The sequence below is a fragment of the Meiothermus sp. Pnk-1 genome (assembly GCF_003226535.1).
Classification (GTDB): Bacteria; Deinococcota; Deinococci; order Deinococcales; family Thermaceae; genus Allomeiothermus.
The window spans coordinates 269695-290112 of the sequence record NZ_QKOB01000003.1 but is presented as its reverse complement, the minus strand read 5'-3'; the positions used below and the strand labels follow the sequence as shown (position 1 = coordinate 290112).

Below are 20418 nucleotides of genomic sequence, written 5' to 3'. Positions count from 1 at the left end.
AGGGTTGTTCCGGGATCCCTCGGCGCGGTCGATAAAACGAGGAGAGCTATGGAACTTGCAGGACCCCCGGTAGCCGAGGCGGTATACGCCGAGCTGCGCGCTCAGTTGGCAAAGCTACCCTATGTGCCGCACCTGCGGGTGGTGCGGCTGGGTGAGGATCCGGCTTCGGTCTCCTATGTACGGCTCAAGGACCGGCAGGCCAAGAAACTAGGCCTCAGCAGCCAGGTGGACGTGTTCCCCGAGAGCATGAGCCAAGAAGCCCTGCTCGAGCACATCCGCCGACTCAACGCCGATCCCGCAGTGGACGGCATCCTGGTGCAGTCCCCGACCCCTGAACACGTGAACTTCAACCGGGTGCTCGAGACGATTGACCCCGATAAGGACGTAGACGGCCTTACCCCCACCAATGCCGGTCGGCTGTGGATGGGTCTGGAGGGGCTCGAGTCCTGTACCCCAGCAGGGATTATGCGTCTGTTGCGGTACTACGGGATTTCCGTGGGAGGGAAAGAGGTGGTGATCGTCAACCGCTCAAACCTGGTAGGAAAGCCGCTAGCGGCGATGATGCTGCGCGAGAATGCCACCGTGACGTTGGCCCACTCCAAGACTCAAGACCTCCCCTCGGTCATCCGCCGGGCCGAGATCCTGGTGACGGCGGTGGGGCGGGCCGGGTTCATCACCCCCGAGATGGTGCGGCCCGGCGCGGTGGTGGTGGACGTGAGCGTGAACCGGGTGGGGCAGAACGAGGCGGGCCGGGATATCCTGGTGGGCGACTGCGCCCCTGGGGTGGCAGAGGTGGCCTCGGCCCTCACCCCGGTTCCGGGTGGGGTCGGTCCCATGACCGTGGCGATGTTGCTCGCCAACACCGTCAAGGCAGCGATGCGCCGTAGAGGAACGCGGTAAGGGCTTTGGTTGTTGCGGTATTGCCGGGTCGGCCCCGGCGGGTTTGTCTGTACTCGGGTCAAGCAGACCTCGAGCGGGAGATACCTTACTTTGCCAGGTAAAATCTAAGGGTATCTGCGCCCGCTTATGGCTGAACTCCTCTCCAATCAAGTCTTGTGGACGGCGGTCCTGGCGAGCTTTATCGCCCAAGTGTTGAAGCTGCTTATCTACTATGCCGTCGAGCGTGAGTGGCAGTGGGAACGCTTTGTAGAGACGGGGGGGATGCCCTCCTCGCACGCCGCTACCGTCTCGGCCTTGGCCACCGGGGTGGGGATCACCGAGGGCTGGGGGAGCGCTTACTTTGCTATCGCGGCGGTGCTGGCTTTCATCGTGATGTACGACGCCACCGGTATCCGCCGGGCCGCCGGCATGCACGCTCAGCTCCTCAACGATCTGGTCGAAGAACTTCAAGAACTTCGCAAGCAAGGCCCCAAACCCGAGCCCCTAAAGGAACTGCTGGGACATACCTACCTGGAGGTCGCAGTGGGGGCCATCATCGGGGCCATGTTCGCTTGGATCAGCTTCCTGGTCGTCTGATACGAACCCCACCCGGGAGGTGGGTTTTGCCGACCGTGGCGAGGGGTAGATTAAGCCCCCCTGCTTGATTCGGTCGGGGCTGGGTGGTTAGTATTCCTACATTCTGAGGGGCCATGAGACATCTCTTTTTTTGTTGGGTCTGGCTAGGTTTATGCCTGAGTCCGGCTTTGGCCCAGCGCCAGGGGCTGGAGGGGCAGATGCTGGCCCTGATCAACCAGGCTCGGGCGCAGGGGGTGCGTTGTGTGGGGGGTGGAGGCGGCCTTCGCCTCCCGGCCCTCAGCTATAGCGGCACCCTGGCCATCGCCGCGCAGAATCACGCCAACAACATGGGGCAGAAGCGGTTCTTGTCCCACTACTACCAAGGGCAGGGGCCTCGAGCCCGGGTGATCCAGGTCGGCTACCGCTACTTGCGCCTGTCGGAGATCATCTTCAAGGGCTACGGCAAAGATCCGCGTAGGGCAGTGAGCTGGTGGCTGCGCTCGCCGGTGCACTGCCGGGCCATCATGAACCCCTACTACCGGGAACTAGGGGTAGGGTTCTCGAGATTGGGCGGGGCTTGGGCGGTGGTGCTGGCTCAGCCGCGCTGAGCCAGCAAACCCCGGAGCACACGTTATTTGTGGCTGGTGGTCAGCCTGAGCAAGGCCTGAAAGGCCAGGGTTTGCAGGATTGGGAAGGCCAGCAGGGTAAGGGCCCCGGGGAAGAGGGCGAACAGCAGGTAGCTCAGGGCGACCGCCCCACCTGGGAGCCACATCAGGTTTAGGCGGTTGCGGGGGCGTAGGAAAGACCAGGCCATGCCCAAGTTGATTAGACCAAACAAAAGCAGCAGTATCCAGGCGAGGGTATAGGGGTTCATCCTAAGCTTGCATTGTAACCGGGCGCTGCCTGCAGCATGATTGGCCCGATCCACCGCGTTTAGCGTCTTGCGTACGTGGGACATCGGTGCAGGGCCAAGCGTGCCCTTGCTTTGCCGGGGCTCTCGCCGGACAATAGCCCCAACGGGAGTTTTGGCTTGAAGCAAAGCGGCAAAACCTATATGCTTATACCCAGTACAAGATTTTGCCCGCCTTGGGGGAGTCAATGCTGAGCTTGAGCGAAAAAATCCTCTTTCTGGTCTTTGCTGTAGCCGCCTTCTATGTGGGGGGAATGGCCTTCTACCGGGTCTACCGGGCCATCGCCAGAGGGAGGCCGGAGGACCGTTTTGACCACCTGGCCGCGCGGCTAGGCAAGGGATTGTGGATCGCCCTGACCCAGCAGACGGTGTTCAAGAAGCGGCCCTGGGTCTCGCTTTTGCACGCTTTTGTGTTCTACGGCTTTGTCTTTTACTTGCTGGTCAACTTCCTCGATGCGCTCGAGGGCTACTTCCCGGTGGTATTGCGGGGAGGATTTTGGAACGGAGTCAACCTTGTGGGGGATATCCTCACCGCGCTGATTTTGCTGGGGATAGCGGGGCTTTTGTTGCGCCGCTTTGTGGTCCGCCCCGCTGACTTCACCTGGAATCCCAAAACCCCCCTGCACGAAAAAGCCCCCGCGGGTATCCGCCGCGATTCATTGATCGTAGGCAGCTTCATCCTTTTTCACGTAGGCTCGAGGCTCCTACACAAATCCGCCCAGGCTGCCGATTTGGGTCCCGACCCCTTCCAACCGGTGGCTTCGGCGGTGGGCGGATGGCTGAGCTTCCTCACCCTTGAGGAGATTGCCTTCCTAGAGCACTTCTTCTGGTGGGGGGCGCTGGGTTCGATCCTGGTGTTCCTGCCCTACTTCGCCCGCAGCAAGCACATCCACCTCTTCCTAGCCCCCATCAACCTTGCTTTCAAAAAGGAAAAGCCTGGCGCCTTGCTGCCGCTGGACTTCGAGCGAGCCGAAGAGACCGGCTTGGGGGTGGCCAAGCTGGAGGACTTCTCCTGGCCGCGCCTCCTCGATGCGTACGCGTGCATCCAGTGCAACCGTTGCCAGGAAGTCTGTCCGGCCTACACCACCGGCAAGGCCCTCTCCCCGGCGGCCATGCTGATCTCTGAGCGTTACGAACTCAACGAGATCTTGCCGATGTTCGCCGCCGGGAAGGAGAGCCCCCGCCCGCTATTGGAGTTTGCCACCAACGAAGAGTCCATCTGGGCTTGTACCACCTGCAACGCCTGCATCGAGGTCTGCCCGGTGGGCAACGAGCAGATGCTGCACATCGTGGATATTCGCCGCGAGCGGGTGATGATGCAGGGCGAGTTCCCCGCCCAGCTCGGGCAGGCCTTCCGGGGCATGGAGCGCAACGGCAACCCCTGGAACCTATCCCAAGACAAGCGCACCGCCTGGACCGAGGGCTTGCCCTTTGAGGTCCCTACCATCGAGCAAAACCCCGAGGCTGAGGTGCTCTACTGGGTGGGCTGCGCTCCCAGCTACGACCCCCGCGCCCAGAAGATCGCCCGCAGCATGGCCGAGATCCTCCAGGCCAGCGGCGTGTCCTGGGCCATCCTGGGCAAGCGGGAGAAGTGCACCGGCGACGCCGCCCGGCGCTCTGGCAACGAGTACCTCTTCGCGCAGCTAGCCGAGGAAAACGTGGCTACGCTCAATGCCGCGATGGAGGCCAAACCCAAGACCATCGTCACCACCTGCCCGCACTGTTTTCACACCCTCGCCAACGAATACAAGGATTTTGGCGGCGACTACACCGTGCGGCACCACACCGACTTCATCGCCGAGCTGGTTTCCCAGAAGAAGATCGCGGTGGGTTTTTCGGATGGCAAGGTCACCTTTCACGATCCGTGCTACTTGGGCCGCCACAACGGCATTCTCCAGGAGCCCCGCGCCGTCATCCAAGCCCTGGGCCTCGAGCTTGCCGAGCCCCCCCGCCACGGTAAGAACTCCTTCTGCTGCGGAGCCGGTGGAGGCCAGTTTTGGAAGGAGGAGGAACCCGGGGCCGAGCGGGTCTCGAGCAACCGTTACCGGGAACTCAAAAAGACCGGGGCCGCTACCATCGCCACTGGCTGTCCCTTCTGCATGGCGATGATGAACGTGGAGACCGCGCAGGAGCCGGAGGGTGAAGGAATGCAGGTATTGGATGTGGCCGAGCTGGTAGCGCGGGATTTGCGCAGCCACCGAGAGGCCCTGGGGCCGGCCAGCGATTGAGGTCCGGAGCTTCACGAAACCTACAAATTCGAGGGGTAGACTGCAATAAGCTCTTCTCTCACCGCCTGGGGTGGGCCATGGGGTTTCAGTTTCCTCACCTGCTGTGGCTGTTGTTGCTGCTGCCTGTCCTGATATGGCAGTACCGGCGCAGGATAGCGGTGGAGGGGGCTCGGGCTTATGCCCTTTACCCCCATCTGGGACGGCTTATCCGGCTCGTGCCGGCTACCCCGCCCTGGAGACGCCACCTGAGCGCCGGGCTGTACTTTTTTGCCCTCACCCTGGGCCTGCTTGCCCTAGCTCGGCCCCACGCTATGATTCCTCAGCCCGACGAGCGGGTGGGGGTGATGCTCGCCATGGACATCAGCCGTTCCATGCAGGCTGAGGACATCTATCCCGATCGTTTCACCGCGGCCAAAAAGGCCGCCCAGACTTTCGTGCGCTCCCTGCCGAAGGGGGCCAAGGTAGGGCTAGTGAGCTTTGCCGGGTATGCCACGCTCGAGGTTCCTCTCACCGCCGACCACCAGCGGGTCTTAGACCAGATTGACTTTCTCCAGATGGCCCGAGGAACCGCGATCGGAGACGGCTTGCTAGAGAGCCTGAAGGCTTTTCCTAAAGACGAAACGGGTCGGCTCAGGGGCCCTTCCACGGTGGTGTTGCTCTCCGACGGGCGCAGCAACCGGGGCTCGGACCCGCTGGAGGCCGCGCAGAAAGCCAAGGAGATGGGCGTGACCGTCCATACCATCGGTTTGGGCCGCCGCCTGGATCAAAGCCAAAACGATTTCCAATTCAACTTTATGGCCTTCGATGAAGAAACCTTGCGCGCCATCGCCGAGATCACCGGCGGTAGATACTACGCTGCCGAGTCCGCCCAAAAGCTACAGGCGGCTTACCGCAACCTGGGCCGGACGGTGGGTTGGAAGCCTGAGCGCACCGAAGTGAGCGGGCTTTTTGCCTTGCTTGCGGGCTTACTGTTGGCCTCGAGCTTGCTGACCTCGAGCCTGCGGCGGCAGGTGGTGTAGCGCGTCTCAATCGCCGCCTGGTCGCTCGAGCCTCGAGTTTTGCTTTAGCCAACCGAGCGTCGGGGGTCTCGCGCGCCCACCTAACTCCCAAGGCGAATCTCGAACCGCCAACCGAAGATGAACGCGGGCTTGGCGAGTTCGACCTAGGGAAAGCCCATGATCTCGTCGCGCATTTCCCGGAGGCTTGGGCGCTTGACTGCTACAATCGAAGGCAGAGGTCCCGTATGCGCAAACTTATGGCCTTGGCATTGCTGGCGATGACGGGCTTTGGCCTGGGCAAAGCCGCAGGTTGCGACAACCCTGGTACCGACTTCGATTACGTCTACTGCGCCATTCAGCTTTACCAGCAGGCCGATAAGGACCTCAACAAAGTGTACAAGCAGCTGGTGGGTAAGCTCGATGCCGAGGGACGGAGTATCCTGCGCACCTCGCAACTGGCCTGGATCCGCCAGCGCAATCAGAGATGCACCGAGGTTGCCGGTGATGCCCGACTCGTCAACCTGGACTGCGCCCTCAGGATGACCACCCAGCGCACCGATTTTCTTAAAGCGCGTATCCGCGAGTGCAACAGCACCGGTTGCGTGAATAGCCGGTTGCGTTGACTGGTGGTTTGATGACCAGCTTTACGCTAGGAAAGGATAATCTCCCGCGTCTTGCGGCATTAAGACCGCGCAATACCCCAACAATCAAGAGAGCTGGCCCTCTAGCTCGAGCACCGCTTTTCCTTCCTCGAGGTGCACCGCCCGAGCCCGCAAGCTCAGATCGGCTTTCAGCCCCAGCCGGCTCTCGATTGTTTGGCGGAGTTGTGAGTCGCGCAAGACCTTGCGCCAGAGCGGCCCGAAGTGGAGCTGCCACCGCATCCCCTTTCCCAGCGTGACCAAGCCGGGAAGCTGGGCGTTAGCCCGCGACGCGGTGACCTCCAGCAGCTTACGCCTGGCCAGCCTGGCGAGCCCGGCCCCGGCGAAGCCCGAGAGGCGAAATTCCTCAAGTTCCAGGTCTAGGGTTTGGGTATCGGGGCAAAACTCGAGGAGCCTTAGCCGCACCTCGGCGGATGGCCCGCTGGCGAAAGTCACCTCGAGCTGGCACGAACCCGGCTCCAAACGGCCCGCCTTGACCTCGCCGCCCTGCAAGCGACCCAGCGGGATGTGTAGCCAAGGAATCTCGAGGGGGATATCCAGCGTGGACAACTGCTGGGTGAGGAGCTTGGCGAGGAACTCCTGGGCCAGCTCGAGGTGGAGGGCGGCGAGGGCATACATGGCGAGCTCCAATCTACTCGCTGCGCGTTAGAACTGCTGTGAGGGTTCACGCCTCGACGGCGCAGCATTAAATTGCAGCGGCGCTAAATTCACCTGAGCGGGCCCGGGGAATGGGTAAACTGCCCCCGTTGCCATGAGGCGTTGTTTACGAGCGGCGATATGGAGCTTGGTGATGGGAGGGGTGGCCTGGGGGGAGCTCCTCACCCCCCGGGTTGGCCACCATCCCGGCTATACCCGTGTGGTGCTCGACCTCCCGCCGGGGGTGACCTATACCCTCGAGCCTTTGGGCCCGGCCCTGCGCATTACCCTGCCGGGGCAGGCGGTGATCCCGGCCATCGCCCAGATCGGTTTGCCCGAACTCACCGGATATGCTCTGGAGCAAAAAGGCTCTGATGCCGTGCTGACCTTGCTCACCCCACAGGGGGTGGGGCCGGGCTGGGGGTACAGGCTCTCGCGGTTGCCCGCCCTCGGCGGGGATGGGCAGCGGCTGGTGCTGGATCTCTCAGGGGCTTTTGTGGGGTTGATTCCGCTGGAGGCCCTTCCTCCTTTCCGCTTCGTCAAGGCCAGCGGCAAGCGTTTCGGGGTAGTTTTGGATCCGGGGCATGGCGGCCCTGATCCCGGGGCCATAGGCTATGTCGTCGAGAAAGAGGTGACCCTCCAGATAGCCAAGCGGGTGGCGGACTATTTGCAGGCCGCGGGCGTAGGGGTGACCCTGACCCGTAGCGAGGACAGGGCGCTCTCCGCCGACAAGCGCACCGACTTGGCCGCGCGGCTGGCGTTGGCCAAGGGCCAAACCCTCTACGTCTCGATCCACGCCAACGCCGCTCCACCCGCCAAGGCCGAGGAGTGGTGCGGGCTCGAGGTCTACTACTTCGGCCCCGCGGCGAAGCCTCTTTACCCCTTGGCTGCCCCACTCTGGCCCGACGTTTCCCAGATCGCCCGGGCGGTCCCGCCTACCGACCCTGGGGCGGTCGCCCCGGTCGTCGCTACGCCCCCGCTTCCGATTGCTTCGGCTTCTCCTGCGGAAAGCACGTCACCTGCCGCTGCCCCCCCGCCGGCCCAAGCCCCACCCAATGCAGGCGTGATGTCCGATGGGTTTGACTCCGCTGTCGTGGGGGAGGCTACTGAAGGAATTGCCCCCATTTCCCCCCCGTCCACCCTGCCAGCCCTGCTTCCCACGATCAGCGCCAGCCAGCGCGTTTCTCTCTCGCAAGGGCTTGCCGTCAAGGTGATGTCGTATCTGCTCAGCTCGAGCACCGCTACGGGCCGCGGGGTGCGGGTAGCCGACTTCTACGTCAACAAATTCGCCCCGGTTCCTTCAATTCTGGTGGAGGTTGGTTATGTCACCCACCCCATCGAAGGGGTCAACCTGCGCAACCCCGACTACCTCGAGCGCTTAGCCTATGGAATCGCGCGGGGAGTGCTGGAGTACCTGGAGAACGATTACCCAGGGCAGTAGAGGGATAGACTCGTGCTCATGAGGTGGGGATTCCGCCTGATCCTGAGCCTGGCGCTGCTGGCTTTTGGCCTAGCCCAAACCGAAGGCCCTGACCCTCGCCAGGGCTGGATGACGCTCGAGACCTTGCACTTTCGCCTTCATTTCCCACAAGGCCTCGAGGCGTTGGCCGGGCGGGCCGCCGCAATCGCTGAAGAGGCTTACGCCACCCTCCTCGAGCAGTTTGGCGAGGCCCCGCCCAAGCTCGATGTGGTGATCGAAGAAGGCCCCGATTTTTCTAACGGCTTCGCCGATCCGGTAGGGAACCGATTGGTCATCTACACCGCGCGTGCCCGCGGCTCAGACGATTTCAACATGCGCTTGGGCTGGCTGCGCATGGTCATCTTCCACGAGCTGGTGCATATGGTGGATCTGACCCAAGCCCGCGGGCCTTTCGCCACCCTCCGCCGCACCTTTGGCCGGATCGTGGCTCCCAACGCGGCCAAGCCCCAGTCCTTCATCGAGGGCTTGGCGGTGTACGAGAAGTTCAAAACCCAGGGCGAGTCCCGCCTCAACGATGCCCGAACCCGGATGATGCTGCGGCAGATGGTGCTGGACGGTGAGTTTCCCCCTCTCGACCAGACCACCCAGGTCTACTCCCGCCGGTCCTGGCCCGCTCCAGGGCTGCTGGTTTACAACTACACCTCCTGGTTTCTCTACTACCTCGAGGCTACCTATGGTCCAAAGACCCTGCGCCAGCTCTCCGATGGCCTGAGCGCGGGCGGTGACCTGGAAGCGGCCTTATACGCGGTGACCGGCAAGGGTTTGGACGCTCTGTATGACGATTTTACCGGCTGGCTTTCCCAGCAGTTCGCCCAGGAAATCGCAGCGATCCGCGAGGCGTATTTTCGCCGAGCGAAGCGAGGGGAGACTGGGGTGAGTGAGGCTCAGCCCCTCACTCACCGGGGATATTACGCGGGCTTTCCCGCGGTGGGTCCCGGTGGGATCGCGTACGTTCACTCGAGCCCGGAGCGGGCGGGATTGCGCCTTTTGGCCGGGGAGGATCGCGAGCTGATTTCGGATGGGACGGTGGCTTCACCCACCTGGTCGCCCGAGGGCAACTCGTTGGTCTACAGCAAGCTTCTGGCTTCGGGGCAGCGGGACCTCTTCCGCTACGACCTGGGATCGGGCCATGAGACCCGGCTAACCCAGGGCGAGCGCGCCTACGCGGCCAGCTACGCCCCGGATGGGCGCATCTTCTACGCGGCCAACAACCCTGATGGTTCGGCTCGGCTCGAGGTCTTGCGGCCTGGGCTAGGGGGTGGGGAGCAGGTGCTGGATTTCGCCCATCCCACCTCGCCCGGGTTCCCCCTCGGGGCCTCCGTCCATTCGCTGGCCGTCTCGCCTGACGGGAAAACCCTGGCCCTGGCGCTGCAAACCGAGGATGGGTTTCAGGACCTCTATTTGCTCAGTTTGGACTCCCTCGAGCTCACCCGGCTTACTCAAGACCGCTACCAAGATTCCGACCCGAGCTGGAGCCCCGATGGCCAGTACATTCTTTTCAGCTCTGACCCGGGCCGGGTCTACAACCTTTACGCCTATCGGCTTGGCGATGGACGCTTTTTCCAGGTCAGCAACGTGCTCACCGGGGCCTTCTTCCCGGTGGTGCAAGGGGCGAGCTTGCTATTTGTCGGCTACGCTTCGAGGGGCTACGACCTCTACCGCATGCCCTACGACCCTTCTACCTGGGAGCCGATCGAACGCCCCAGGGAACCGGTGGCCGCGGAGCTTGCGCCAAAATCCCTTCCGGCACGGCCGTACGACGCCCTCGCCCTGCTGGCCCCCCATTTCTGGCTGCCTTATCCGGTAGCCGGTGGGGCCGGAGTTTACCTGCAGGGAGCTGATCCTGTCGGGCAGCATGGCTACGTGGTGATTGCGGGGTGGAATGCCGCCCAGGGTTGGCCGGTGTACGACCTTCGCTACACCAACCGTCAGTTCCCGCCGGATATCTCATTGCAGCTCGAGGGCAATGGACCCTACAACCTTCAGCGCCTGGAGTTCAGCCGCTTTGGTTTGGACCTGCGCTATGCCCGCGATGCCCGTTCCCCTACCTTGCCGACCAAGCATGCCCTCGAGGCCGCCTACACCACCAACTTTTCCTGGCGGCGGGAGGAACTGCGGACGGCGATGCGGTTGGATCTGCAAGGTGGCGGATACTTTCGCGAGGGGATAGGAGGCTGGGGTGGGCTCGAGGCGGAGTGCTCCGGCAGCCTGCGCTGGACCTCCCCTGGAGGGCAGCGGATCAACCTGCGCCTGGCCGGGGGGTACAGCAAGGCGCCCCTGGCCGCTGACCAGATCACCCTGGGAGGGCCTTACGGCCGCTTTGCGCTGCGCGGCTTGGATGCAGGTGAGCTGACAGGACCGCTGGGTGTAGTGGGCTCACTGCAGTGGGACTTCCCATTGGTGCCCATCGAGCGGAGGCTACCCATCGTAGGTTTCGTGGACGATACCTGGATGGGGCTCTTTACCGATGCGGGCTGGACCCAGCAGGGTTTCCGCTACGGTTTTGGCGTAGAGCTAGGGGCCTCGCTCAGCGTGTCCGGGGTTCAGGTTGGATTGGTGGGGGGCATCGCCTACTCCCCTGGGGAGATGGCCCCTAAGCTGTATGCGGCTCTGGCTGCCCCGCTACCCTACTAAGCCCCTCCCTAGCCAGGGCGAATTCCGGTAGGATACGAGGATGAGCGAAGCGGTTTTGCCCACCAAGGAACAGGTACTGGAAGCCCTCAAGGTAGTCAAGGACCCGGAGATTCCCGTCAACGTGGTGGACTTGGGCTTGGTCTACGACGTGGAGGTCAAGGAAAACGGAGAGGTAGAGATCACCATGACCCTCACCGCCATCGGCTGTCCGGCCCAGGATATCGTCAAGGCCGATGCGGAGATCGCGGTAATGCGGCTGGCTGGGGTGAACTCCGTGAACGTGGAGTTCGTCTGGTCTCCACCCTGGACACCCGCCAGGATGACCGAGGACGGTAAGCGGCAGATGCGGATGTTTGGTTTCAACGTCTGAGCGGGGCGCTTCTCCAAGGTGGCCCGCGTGCTTTGTGTCGGCGGATCGCCTGTGACCGGGCCCGTGGGCGAGGTTTCGCCGGACCTCACCTGAGGCTAGCCGGGGTCTCTCCGCGGGGTGCGCTCCCCAGTATTACCGTTGCCGTCACATCCGGCTGGTGTAGCCCCTATGGGTATACAGTGCGGGGTCGCTGGGGTTAGCGTTAGCCACCAGTTGGCGGTGCACCTCGTCAGGGTCGGTCTCGAATAGGGCGGCGTATTCCGAAGGAGGTACCACCGACTCGTACCACTTATGTACTCCCTTTTCTTCTAGCCAGTGCACCAGTTCGCTTAGGGCTTGATCCCCCTCGGGGCCGAAGGCTGGGCCGAAAGCGTCCATGGTGAGCAGCGAATGTTTACTGCTGCGCACGAATACCGCGTAGCGGGCCTTGTTCCGCTGATCCTGCCAGTCGGTCACGAAGGTGACGATGAGTTCGGGAAAGCGCGCGCCTTTCAAGGCCTCCTGGAGGGCCTCGAGGGTATGTTGGGGTGCACCGCGAAGGCCAATCACTTCCATAACGGTATTTTACGGGGTAGGGGCGAGGCAAAAGGCGGAGATGGGGCGTCTGGCCAGTTACGGGATTACTTGCACCCCTCGCCAGAACGCAATGTACCCCTTGATCTGCTTCGCGGCGTCCTTGGGCGTGGGGTAGTACCAGGCTGCGTCCTTGTTGATCTGCCCGTCTACCACCAAGTTGTAGTAACTCGCTGTGCCTTTCCAGGGGCAGGTGGTGTGGGTGGGCGAGTCCTGCAAGAACTCCTGCCGTACGCTCTCGGGAGGAAAGTAGTGATTGCCTTCGACTACGATGGTCTGGTCGCTCTCCGCGATGACCTGCCCGTTCCAGATGGCTTTCATGCGGTGGTAGGGTACTTTAGATCATCGAGACCTAGAGTAGCTTGGCTTACGGATACACTCCAAGGGCAGCCTGCCGCAGGAAGTCAATGGCAAGCTTTTGGGGGATAATAGCTTTCGGTAATACCGATAGGAAGTCCTGGATATGCAGATATCGCTCAAACAGTTGGTGTACTTCATCGCGGTGGCCGAATCGGGTTCGATCTCCAGGGCCCTTACCTCCCTCAACGTCACCCAGTCGGTGGTCACCGAGGCCATCAAGAAGCTCGAGGACACCCTGGGCGCCGAACTCTTCACCCGGCATGCGCGCGGTATGGTGCTGACCCACGCTGGGCACCAGTTCTTGCGCCACGCCCATGAGGTGCTGGCCACCTTGCGCAACGCTGAGCAGGCCATCCGTGAGCGGCCCGATACCGTGACCGGCAAGCTCAACTTAGGGGTTACCAGCCTGGTCACAGCCTACTATCTGCCCTACCTGTTGGACCGCTTCGAGCGGGTTTTTCCCGGGGTGGAGGTTTCGATCGTCGAGGATCGGCGGGGCTATATAGAGCATCTGCTCATCGGTGGCGAGCTCGACGTGGCGGTGATGGACGTCTCGAATGTGGACAAACAGGCCCTCGAGACCCGCACCCTCTTGCGCTCGCCGTGGCGGGTCTGGTTGGCGGCCAACCATCCCTTAGCCCAAAAAGAGGCGATCCGGCTCGAGGAGCTTCACCCTGAGCGCTTTTTGGCCCTCAAAAACGACGAGCTCGAGGAAGTCACCCAGCAGATATACCGCCTAAGCCGCTTTCCCAAGATCGCCGTGCGCACCGATTCCATCGAGGCCATGCGCAGCTTGGTGGCGGTGGGAATTGGGGTAGCGGTGCTGCCCAACCTGATGTACCGTCCTTGGAGCTTGGAAGGGGATAGGCTCGAGTCGCGGCCTTTGCTGGAGGAGTTGCCCAGGCTCGAGATCGGGGTGGCATGGCGCCGGGGCAGTGCCCTCTCCGAGACGGCTCGGCAATTCTTGGTCATTGTGGCGGAACACGCCAGGATACAGGATCAAGACGCGCTGTTTAGGTTCTGAACCTTTCAATATCTCTTTTTCCGATATCTCCCATTCCCTGGACTGGCTTGTAGGGCCGCTATAGGCTGGATATTCTTGGCCACAGTACGACAACCCGTATTCGGCGTGGCTAAGGGCGGGGTGTCGCCATTTAGCCCAGAACAAAGGAGGGAACGCATGCAAAGACGATGGTGGGTGTGGGGTTTGGTACTCATGGCTAGCGTTTCGATGGCCCAGCTTCCAGCCAACCGGGCCAAGCAGTCATTGGGCAAAACCGAGGGCAAGCTCAACATCATCGCCTGGGCTGGGTATATCGAAAACGGCTCGAGCGACAAAGCCTACGACTGGGTCACCCCCTTTGAAAAAGCCACCGGCTGCAAGGTGAATGTTAAGGTGGCGGGCTCCTCCGACGAGATGGTAGCCCTGATGAACCAGGGCGGCTACGACCTGGTGACCGCCTCGGGGGATGCCTCCTTGCGGCTCGTCTACGGCAACAAGGTCCAGCCCATCAATTGGAACCTCATCCCTAGCACCAAGAACCTGGACAAGCGGTTGGTCAATGCGCCTTGGTACACGGTAAACGGGGTGCGTTACGGGGTACCTTACCAGTTCGGTCTGAACGTGCTGGCCTACAACACCAAGGTTTTTCCCACCCCTCCGGATAGCTGGAAGGTGGTCTTCGAGGAGATGACCTTGCCCGACGGCAAGTCCAACAAAGGCCGCATTCAGGCCTACTACGGCCCCATCTACATCGCCGACGCGGCGCTTTACCTGATGAAGACCAAGCCCGAGCTGGGCATCAAAGACCCCTATGAACTCACCGAGGCCCAGTATCAAGAGGCCCTGAAGCTGCTGCGCCAGCAGCGCGCCTTGGTGCAGCGCTACTGGAACGACGCCAACGCCCAGGTGCAGGACTTTACCAACGAAGGCGTGGTGGCCGCACCGACCTGGCCCTTCCAGGTGAACACCCTCAAGGCCAACAAGCAACCCATCGATAGCGTGGTTCCCAAGGAGGGGGCTACCGGCTGGGCCGATACCACCATGATGCACGCCGACGCCAAGAACCCTAACTGCGCCTACAAGTGGCTCGAGTGGAGCCTCAACCCCAAGGTACAAGGCGATGTGGCGGCCTGGTTCGGCTCGAACCCGGTAGTCCCGCAGGGCTGTACGGCCAGCAAGCTCTTGGGGGCGGAAGGTTGCAAAGCCAATGGCTACCAGGACTTCGACAAGATCTACTTCTGGAAGACCCCCATCGCCTCTTGTAAAAGCCAAGGCGGGAAGTGCGTTCCGTATAGCCGATGGGTTTCGGATTACGTGGCGATCCAAGGGGGAAGATAGCGGGAGAAAGGGCCGGTTGGTGGCTGCTTTGCCGCTGTTTCCCGCACCCGAGGTTGATCCCGTGTCTAACGCTGTCGAACTCCATCACCTCTCCTGTCACTTTGGTTCGGTGCGAGCGGTGGACGACGTGAGCCTGGAGATCTACACAGGGGAGTTCTTCTCCATGCTGGGGCCTTCCGGTTCGGGCAAGACCACCTGCTTGCGCCTGATCGGGGGGTTCGAGACCCCTACGCGTGGGCAGATCGTCCTGTTCGGGCAGGACGCCAGCAAACTCCCCCCCTATGCCCGCGACGTCAACACGGTCTTTCAAGACTACGCGCTCTTTCCCCACATGAACGTGCGGGACAACGTGGCCTACGCCTTGATGGTGCGGGGGGTGGGCCGGGCCGAGCGCTACCGGCGGGCCGAGGAGATGCTCGAGCTGGTTAAGCTTGCCGGTTTGGGAGACCGTCGCCCTGGCCAACTCTCGGGCGGGCAGCGGCAGCGGGTAGCTTTGGCCCGGGCGCTGATCAACCGACCCAAGCTACTTTTGCTGGATGAGCCGCTGGGAGCTTTAGACCTGAAGCTGCGCGAGGAGATGCAGATCGAACTCAAAGCCCTCCAGCGCCAGCTAGGAATCACCTTCGTCTACGTCACCCACGACCAGGGCGAGGCCCTTTCCATGAGCGACCGGGTGGCCGTGTTCAACCAAGGGCGTATTGAGCAACTCGATACCCCGCGCCGGCTCTACGAGTACCCCAAGACCGAGTTCGTGGCCCGCTTCGTGGGCAGCGCCAACGTGCTCGAGGGCCGCCAGATCGGGCTCGAGGGCAAATACGCCCTCCGCCCCGAGCGCATCCGTATCCAACCCGGTAGCGAAAGAGGGCCCAACCGGTTGGTGGGGGAGTTGTTGGATATTCACTACCTGGGGGCGCAGACCCGCTACGAGGTGCGGGTAGAGGGGCAACGACTCACCGCTATCGCCCCCTCGGGCGAAGTGGGCTTGGACATCGGGAGCCTGGTGACCCTGAGCTGGGATCCGAGTAGCCTACGGCCCCTCGAAGTCATACGACGGGGCGAGGAGGTCCCCCGGTGATGCCTCGCCCCTCGGGAGGTGGACGGTGGTAGCCACCAAGCCCCTGCGCCGGCGCATCTCCGACCTGTTCTACTTGCGCCCGAGTTTTTTGCTCTTGTTGTTGTTGACCCCACCGTTGCTGTGGATGGGTATCATCTACCTGGGTTCGCTGTTCAACCTGCTGCTGTACAGCTTCTATTCGCTCAACGATTTCACCGGACAGGTCGAGTACCGCTTCTCGCTTACCGCGTTCAAGCAGCTATTCTCTTCTCCGGCCAACATCGATGTGGTGCTCCGCACAACCCTGATGGCCCTGGCGGTCACGCTGCTTTGCGCGTTGATCGGTTTTCCCATCGCCTATTACATCGCTTTTTATACCCGCGGCGCAAGCAGGACGTTTTGGTACTTGATGGTGCTCCTGCCGCTTTGGTCGAGCTACTTGGTCAAGGTCTACGCGGGGCGGCTGATTCTGGCGCAGGAAGGGGTAGTGAGCTGGTTGTTCAACCTTCTGGGATTGGGTGGGCTGTTGGAAGCGATCCTCAATATCCCGGTGATCGGGGGCTCGAGCCTCTCCTCGAGCTACCTCGGCATGGCGACGGTGTTCGTTTACGTCTGGCTGCCCTACATGATCCTGCCGGTGATCGCCAGTCTCGAGCGCGTTCCCAGATCCCTCATCCAAGCCTCCGCTGACCTCGGTGCCAAACCGCGCCAAACCTTCTGGAAGGTGATCTGGCCCTTGGCCATTCCCGGTGTGGCGGCGGGCTCGATCTTCACCTTTTCCCTCACCCTGGGCGATTACATCATCCCGCAGGTGGTGGGGCAGCCAGGTTTCTTTATCGGGCAGATGGTCTACATCCAGCAAGGCACCGCTGGAAACCTCCCGCTGGCGGCGGCTTTCTCGGTGGTGCCGATAGGGATCATCGCCCTTTACCTGATCTTCATGCGCAGATTGGGGGCCTTCGATGCTTTGTGACCGAACATGCGTTGAAGGTCAAGCGCTGAAGGCCAGCCGGGTGGAGGGGCGCTGTGCCAGGTAAACCTTCCCTTGCGCTTCGCCTCGCTTTTTACGGGGGAATGGCATTTTTGCACCTGCCGATCCTCATCATCGTGCTCTACGCGTTCACCACCGAGGACCGCACCTACCAGTTCCCCCCGCCGGGGCTCACCGTGGCCTGGTTTGCCAAGGCCTTCGCCCGCTCGGATATGTGGGCTGCCCTCTCCCTCTCGCTACAGGTGGCAGCGGTGGCCACACTGATCGCCCTTGTCCTGGGAACCATGGTGGCGGCGGCTATGTACCGTTTCCAGTTCCTGGGCAAGGACCTCATCGCAGCCCTCTTGATCCTGCCGATCGCCCTGCCGGGTATCCTCACCGGGATCGCTCTGCTCACCACCTTCAAGCGGCTGGCCATAGAGCCCGGCTTCTGGACCATCGTCGTCGGGCACGCCACCTTCTGCATCGTCACCGTGTACAACAACGTGGTGGCCCGTTTCCGCCGCACTGGCTACTCGCAGGTGGAGGCCTCGATGGACCTGGGTGCGGATTACTTCAAGACCTGGCGCTTTGTGGTGTTGCCGAGCATCGCCACGGCGCTCCTGGCGGGTGGGATGCTCTCCTTTGCCCTCTCCTTCGATGAGGTGATCGTCACCACCTTCACCGCTGCCGACCAAAAGACCCTACCCATCTGGTTCCTGAGCGAGCTCTTCCGTCCTCGCGAGCGCCCCATCACCAACGTGGTGGCGCTTTTCGTCATGCTTATCACCTTTTTGCCCATCGTGCTGGCGCAGTGGTTGACGCGAGATACCGACGATTTACACGGGGGAGGCAAGACCACCTGAGAGGGCCATCAAAAGCGATGGGCGATAGGTAGGAAAGGAGCGACCAATGGCAACCAAACCTCTAATCGGACAGACCAAAATGCTCATCGGTGGAGAATTTGTAGCCGGGGAGAGTACTCCCTTCGAAGTGCTCAACCCCGCCACCGGCGAGGTGCTAGCGCGGGTTCCCGAGGCTTCCCTCGAGCAGGTCAAGGCGGCGGTGGCGGCTGCCGACCGGGCATTTGAGCCCTGGTCGCAGACTACGCCTAAAGACCGCGCGTTGCTTCTGCTTAAGCTCGCCGACAAGATCGAGGAGAGGGCCGAGGAGTTCGCCCGGCTGGAGTCGCTCAACTGCGGTAAGCCCTACCAGGCCGTCCTCAACGACGAGATTCCGGCCATCGCAGACTGCTTCCGCTTTTTTGCCGGGGCCGCCCGCGCGATGACCGGAGCGGTGGCGGGGGAGTACCTGTCAGGCCACACTTCCTTCATCCGGCGCGACCCTATCGGGGTGGTGGCCTCCATTGCTCCTTGGAACTACCCCCTGATGATGGCCGCTTGGAAGCTGGCCCCGGTGCTGGCGGCGGGCAACACCAGCGTGATCAAACCCTCCGAGCAGACCCCCCTCACTACCCTACGGTTGGCCGAGCTGTTGGCCGAGCTTTTCCCTCCCGGGGTGGTTAATGTGATCACGGGGGTAGGGGAGACGGTGGGCTCGGTCCTCATCCACCAGCCCCAGGTGCGGATGATCTCGCTTACCGGTGACGTGGCGACCGGCAAGCGGGTGCTCGAGGCGGCCTCGCAAAGCCTCAAGCGTACCCACCTCGAGCTGGGCGGCAAGGCTCCGGTGATCGTGATGGACGATGCCGACCTCGAGGCCGCCGTGCAGGGCATCCGCGTGTTTGGCTACTACAACGCGGGCCAGGACTGCACCGCGGCCTGCCGGGTCTACGCCGGGGCCAAGATCTACGACAAATTTGTCGCCGAGCTCTCCGATGCGGTGAAGAGCATCAAGGTCGGCGCGCAGAACGAAGAGGGGGTGGAGATGGGACCCCTCATCACCGAGCGCCAGCGCAGCCGGGTGGCGAGCTTTGTCGAGCGGGCTAGGATGCAGCCCCACATCGAGATCACCGCGGGCGGACACTCGCGGGAGGGCAAAGGGTTTTTCTACGAGCCCACCGTGATTGCTGGAGCCCTCCAGGAAGACGAGATCGTGCGGCGGGAGGTCTTTGGGCCGGTGGTCTCGGTGACCCGCTTCAAGGACGCCGAACAGGCCATCGCCTGGGCCAACGACTCCGACTACGGCCTGGCCAGCTCGGTCTGGACCCAGGACGTAGGCAAGGCTATGCGCATCGCCAGCCGCCTCCAGTACGGTTGCACCTGGATCAACACCCACTTCATGCTGGTCAACGAGATGCCCCACGGCGGGCTCAAAGCTTCCGGTTACGGCAAGGACATGAGCATCTACGCGCTCGAGGACTACACCGTGGTACGGCACGTCATGGTGAAGCACTGATCGTTTTATAGTTGCGCTCCGTCGCCGAAGGCCTCGAGCCTCCTCCGGTACTCGGGGTTCTGATAGCGCTCGAGCGCGAAGGCCGGGGCGTACTCGGGCAGCCGGTCGCCCAGGATGTGCGCCGCCAGCAGCTCGCCCGCCGCGCAGGCCGCCATCACGCCAAAGCCGGAGAGCGCCCCCACGACGTAGGCCCCCTGCACCCTCAGCGGTCCGATCAGCGGGCGGTTCTCGCGGGTCTTGACGTAGTAGCCCCCGTCGATGTAGGGCTTGGGGGCCTTGTCGAAGTAGCGCCGCAGCCCCGGCACCATCACCGACATGCCCCGTAGGGCGATGTCGGCGTAGTGGGGGTCGGCAGGAAGGGGGAAGCGGGGCTCGAGCGGCTCGAGGTGGTAGTTGTACAGCACGATCAGGGTGTGGCTCTCGCCGTGCCCGTCGGGGCGGCAGTGGACGCCAGGGGGGAAGGGCTCGAGCAGCCAGCGCGTCGAGGGCTCCTCGGCCAGCACCTCCCGTTCTTCCGGGCTCCAGGGCAGCCGCACCTCGTCCATCCAGACCAGCAGGGGGGCCTCGCGGGGCACCACGCCCAGGTGCTCGGCAAAGCTCATCTTCAGGTGAAGCTCGGCGAAGACGGGGATCTCCACCCCCAGCATCTGCCCCACGGCCTTCTGCATGGGCCCCGCCGCGTTGACGAAGCAGGGGGTCCGGACGGTGAAGGCCGAGCCATCCTCGCGCCGCGCCTCCACCGCGCTCACCCGTCCTGCCGCGGTCTGGACCCCCGTCACCCGGCCCCGCACCAGCCGCACCCCGTGGGCGCGGGCCTGCTCGAGCATCCACATCCCTAACTGCTGCGCCGAGAACCACCCAGCCCGCCGGGCGTGCAGCACGGCTACGGTGTCCTCGGCCAGGTAGGGGAAGTGCCGCCGGATCAGGGCTTTGTTGGTGATGAGGTCGGCCCCATCCGGCGGTCCCTCGAAGCCGTGAGCGGGTGCAGGGACGTAGCTTTCCCCCTTCCCGTCGTGGAGGCGCAGCGGCCCCGCTCCCATCCGCGCAGCATTCTCCGCAGCTTCGGCCAGCCGCGGAATCTCGTCCGCCTCGGCGGTAGCGTAGAGGTAGCCCCGCCGGTTCAGCCCGATGCGGTCGCCGCTCTCCCCGGCGATCTGCTCGAGCCGCTCGATGCTGCGGTTCATCAGGGCGATCATGGCCCCGTCGGGCCCGGGCCACCAGTTGCGATAGCCCTCGGTGGACTTGTCGCTGGTGAGCGAGAGGGGAGCGTCCTGCTCGAGCAGCACCACGCCCTTCACCCCGCGCTTCACCGCCAGTTCGTAAGCCACGGCGATCCCGGCGATCCCGGCTCCGCAGACGACCACTTCGGCCTCGAGGTTGGACATAAGTGTA

General features: G+C 62.9%; 20 protein-coding genes. 15 read left to right on the top strand and 5 right to left on the bottom strand.

Going from position 1 to position 20418, the window contains the following annotated elements; genetic code table 11:
* The first annotated feature begins 48 nt into the window (after positions 1-48).
* From DNA98_RS06210 to DNA98_RS06200, 3 genes are all read left to right on the top strand, one after another.
* A complete protein-coding gene (locus tag DNA98_RS06210; RefSeq protein ID WP_110527755.1) occupies positions 49-900 on the top strand; it encodes a bifunctional methylenetetrahydrofolate dehydrogenase/methenyltetrahydrofolate cyclohydrolase in 852 nt (283 codons plus the stop codon).
* Between the two features lie 126 nt (positions 901-1026).
* A complete protein-coding gene (locus tag DNA98_RS06205; protein WP_013158832.1) occupies positions 1027-1476 on the top strand; it encodes a divergent PAP2 family protein in 450 nt (149 codons plus the stop codon).
* 113 nt (positions 1477-1589) lie between these two features.
* Positions 1590-2063 carry a CAP domain-containing protein gene (locus DNA98_RS06200; protein WP_110527752.1) on the top strand — a complete coding sequence of 158 codons (474 nt, stop codon included), beginning with the start codon at positions 1590-1592 and terminating at the stop codon, positions 2061-2063.
* Positions 2064-2086: 23 nt separating this feature from the next.
* On the opposite strand, the gene DNA98_RS06195 is transcribed toward DNA98_RS06200, so the two are convergent.
* Entirely contained in the window at positions 2087-2329 is a 243-nt protein-coding gene (locus tag DNA98_RS06195; protein ID WP_110527749.1) for a hypothetical protein, read from the bottom strand.
* A gap of 224 nt (positions 2330-2553) precedes the next feature.
* Between DNA98_RS06195 and DNA98_RS06190 the strand changes: the two genes are divergently transcribed.
* From DNA98_RS06190 to DNA98_RS06180, 3 genes are all read left to right on the top strand, one after another.
* A complete protein-coding gene (locus DNA98_RS06190; protein WP_110527746.1) occupies positions 2554-4593 on the top strand; it encodes a (Fe-S)-binding protein in 2040 nt (679 codons plus the stop codon).
* A gap of 77 nt (positions 4594-4670) precedes the next feature.
* Positions 4671-5612, top strand: coding sequence for a VWA domain-containing protein (locus DNA98_RS06185; RefSeq protein ID WP_110527744.1), 942 nt, complete (start codon positions 4671-4673; stop codon positions 5610-5612).
* 224 nt (positions 5613-5836) lie between these two features.
* The gene (locus tag DNA98_RS06180) at positions 5837-6214 is read left to right on the top strand and encodes a lysozyme inhibitor LprI family protein (RefSeq protein ID WP_110527741.1); all 378 of its coding nucleotides are present in this window, start codon (positions 5837-5839) and stop codon (positions 6212-6214) included.
* 84 nt (positions 6215-6298) lie between these two features.
* Here the strand turns inward: DNA98_RS06180 and DNA98_RS06175 are convergent, their stop codons facing one another.
* Positions 6299-6868, bottom strand: coding sequence for a hypothetical protein (locus DNA98_RS06175; protein ID WP_110527738.1), 570 nt, complete (start codon positions 6866-6868; stop codon positions 6299-6301).
* Between the two features lie 133 nt (positions 6869-7001).
* On the opposite strand from DNA98_RS06175, the gene DNA98_RS06170 reads away from it, so the two are divergent.
* The 3 genes from DNA98_RS06170 to DNA98_RS06160 are packed head-to-tail and all read left to right on the top strand — an operon-like array spanning position 7002 to position 11370.
* A complete protein-coding gene (locus tag DNA98_RS06170) occupies positions 7002-8327 on the top strand; it encodes an N-acetylmuramoyl-L-alanine amidase (RefSeq protein ID WP_110527735.1) in 1326 nt (441 codons plus the stop codon).
* Positions 8328-8345: 18 nt separating this feature from the next.
* Positions 8346-11000 carry a PD40 domain-containing protein gene (locus tag DNA98_RS06165; RefSeq protein WP_110527732.1) on the top strand — a complete coding sequence of 885 codons (2655 nt, stop codon included), beginning with the start codon at positions 8346-8348 and terminating at the stop codon, positions 10998-11000.
* A 40-nt stretch (positions 11001-11040) separates the two neighbouring features.
* Positions 11041-11370: a metal-sulfur cluster assembly factor gene (locus DNA98_RS06160; RefSeq protein WP_110527729.1), complete on the top strand. Its 330-nt coding sequence runs from the start codon at positions 11041-11043 to the stop codon at positions 11368-11370.
* A gap of 144 nt (positions 11371-11514) precedes the next feature.
* Here DNA98_RS06160 and DNA98_RS06155 read toward each other — a convergent pair whose 3' ends face one another.
* Complete coding sequence (locus DNA98_RS06155; RefSeq protein WP_110527726.1) at positions 11515-11925, bottom strand: DUF3197 domain-containing protein; 411 nt, start codon at positions 11923-11925, stop codon at positions 11515-11517.
* Between the two features lie 57 nt (positions 11926-11982).
* The gene (locus tag DNA98_RS06150; protein ID WP_110527723.1) at positions 11983-12264 is read right to left on the bottom strand and encodes a DUF427 domain-containing protein; all 282 of its coding nucleotides are present in this window, start codon (positions 12262-12264) and stop codon (positions 11983-11985) included.
* 142 nt (positions 12265-12406) lie between these two features.
* Here DNA98_RS06150 and DNA98_RS06145 point away from each other — a divergent pair, with 142 nt between their 5' ends.
* The 6 genes from DNA98_RS06145 to DNA98_RS06120 all read left to right on the top strand — a co-directional run bounded on the left by DNA98_RS06145 (position 12407) and on the right by DNA98_RS06120 (position 19026).
* Positions 12407-13327 carry a LysR family transcriptional regulator gene (locus tag DNA98_RS06145; RefSeq protein WP_110527720.1) on the top strand — a complete coding sequence of 307 codons (921 nt, stop codon included), beginning with the start codon at positions 12407-12409 and terminating at the stop codon, positions 13325-13327.
* A gap of 156 nt (positions 13328-13483) precedes the next feature.
* Complete coding sequence (locus DNA98_RS06140) at positions 13484-14644, top strand: ABC transporter substrate-binding protein (RefSeq protein WP_110527718.1); 1161 nt, start codon at positions 13484-13486, stop codon at positions 14642-14644.
* Positions 14645-14705: 61 nt separating this feature from the next.
* Positions 14706-15719: an ABC transporter ATP-binding protein gene (locus DNA98_RS06135; RefSeq protein WP_110528317.1), complete on the top strand. Its 1014-nt coding sequence runs from the start codon at positions 14706-14708 to the stop codon at positions 15717-15719.
* A 25-nt stretch (positions 15720-15744) separates the two neighbouring features.
* Complete coding sequence (locus DNA98_RS06130; RefSeq protein WP_110527715.1) at positions 15745-16671, top strand: ABC transporter permease; 927 nt, start codon at positions 15745-15747, stop codon at positions 16669-16671.
* Between the two features lie 101 nt (positions 16672-16772).
* Positions 16773-17534, top strand: a complete 762-nt coding sequence (locus DNA98_RS06125; protein WP_165363915.1) for an ABC transporter permease — start codon at positions 16773-16775, stop codon at positions 17532-17534.
* Between the two features lie 46 nt (positions 17535-17580).
* Entirely contained in the window at positions 17581-19026 is a 1446-nt protein-coding gene (locus DNA98_RS06120) for a gamma-aminobutyraldehyde dehydrogenase (RefSeq protein WP_110527709.1), read from the top strand.
* A gap of 5 nt (positions 19027-19031) precedes the next feature.
* Here the strand turns inward: DNA98_RS06120 and DNA98_RS06115 are convergent, their stop codons facing one another.
* Positions 19032-20411 (bottom strand): FAD-binding oxidoreductase, encoded by a 1380-nt coding sequence (locus tag DNA98_RS06115; RefSeq protein WP_110527707.1) that lies wholly within the window; start codon positions 20409-20411, stop codon positions 19032-19034.
* Positions 20412-20418 lie beyond the last annotated feature (7 nt).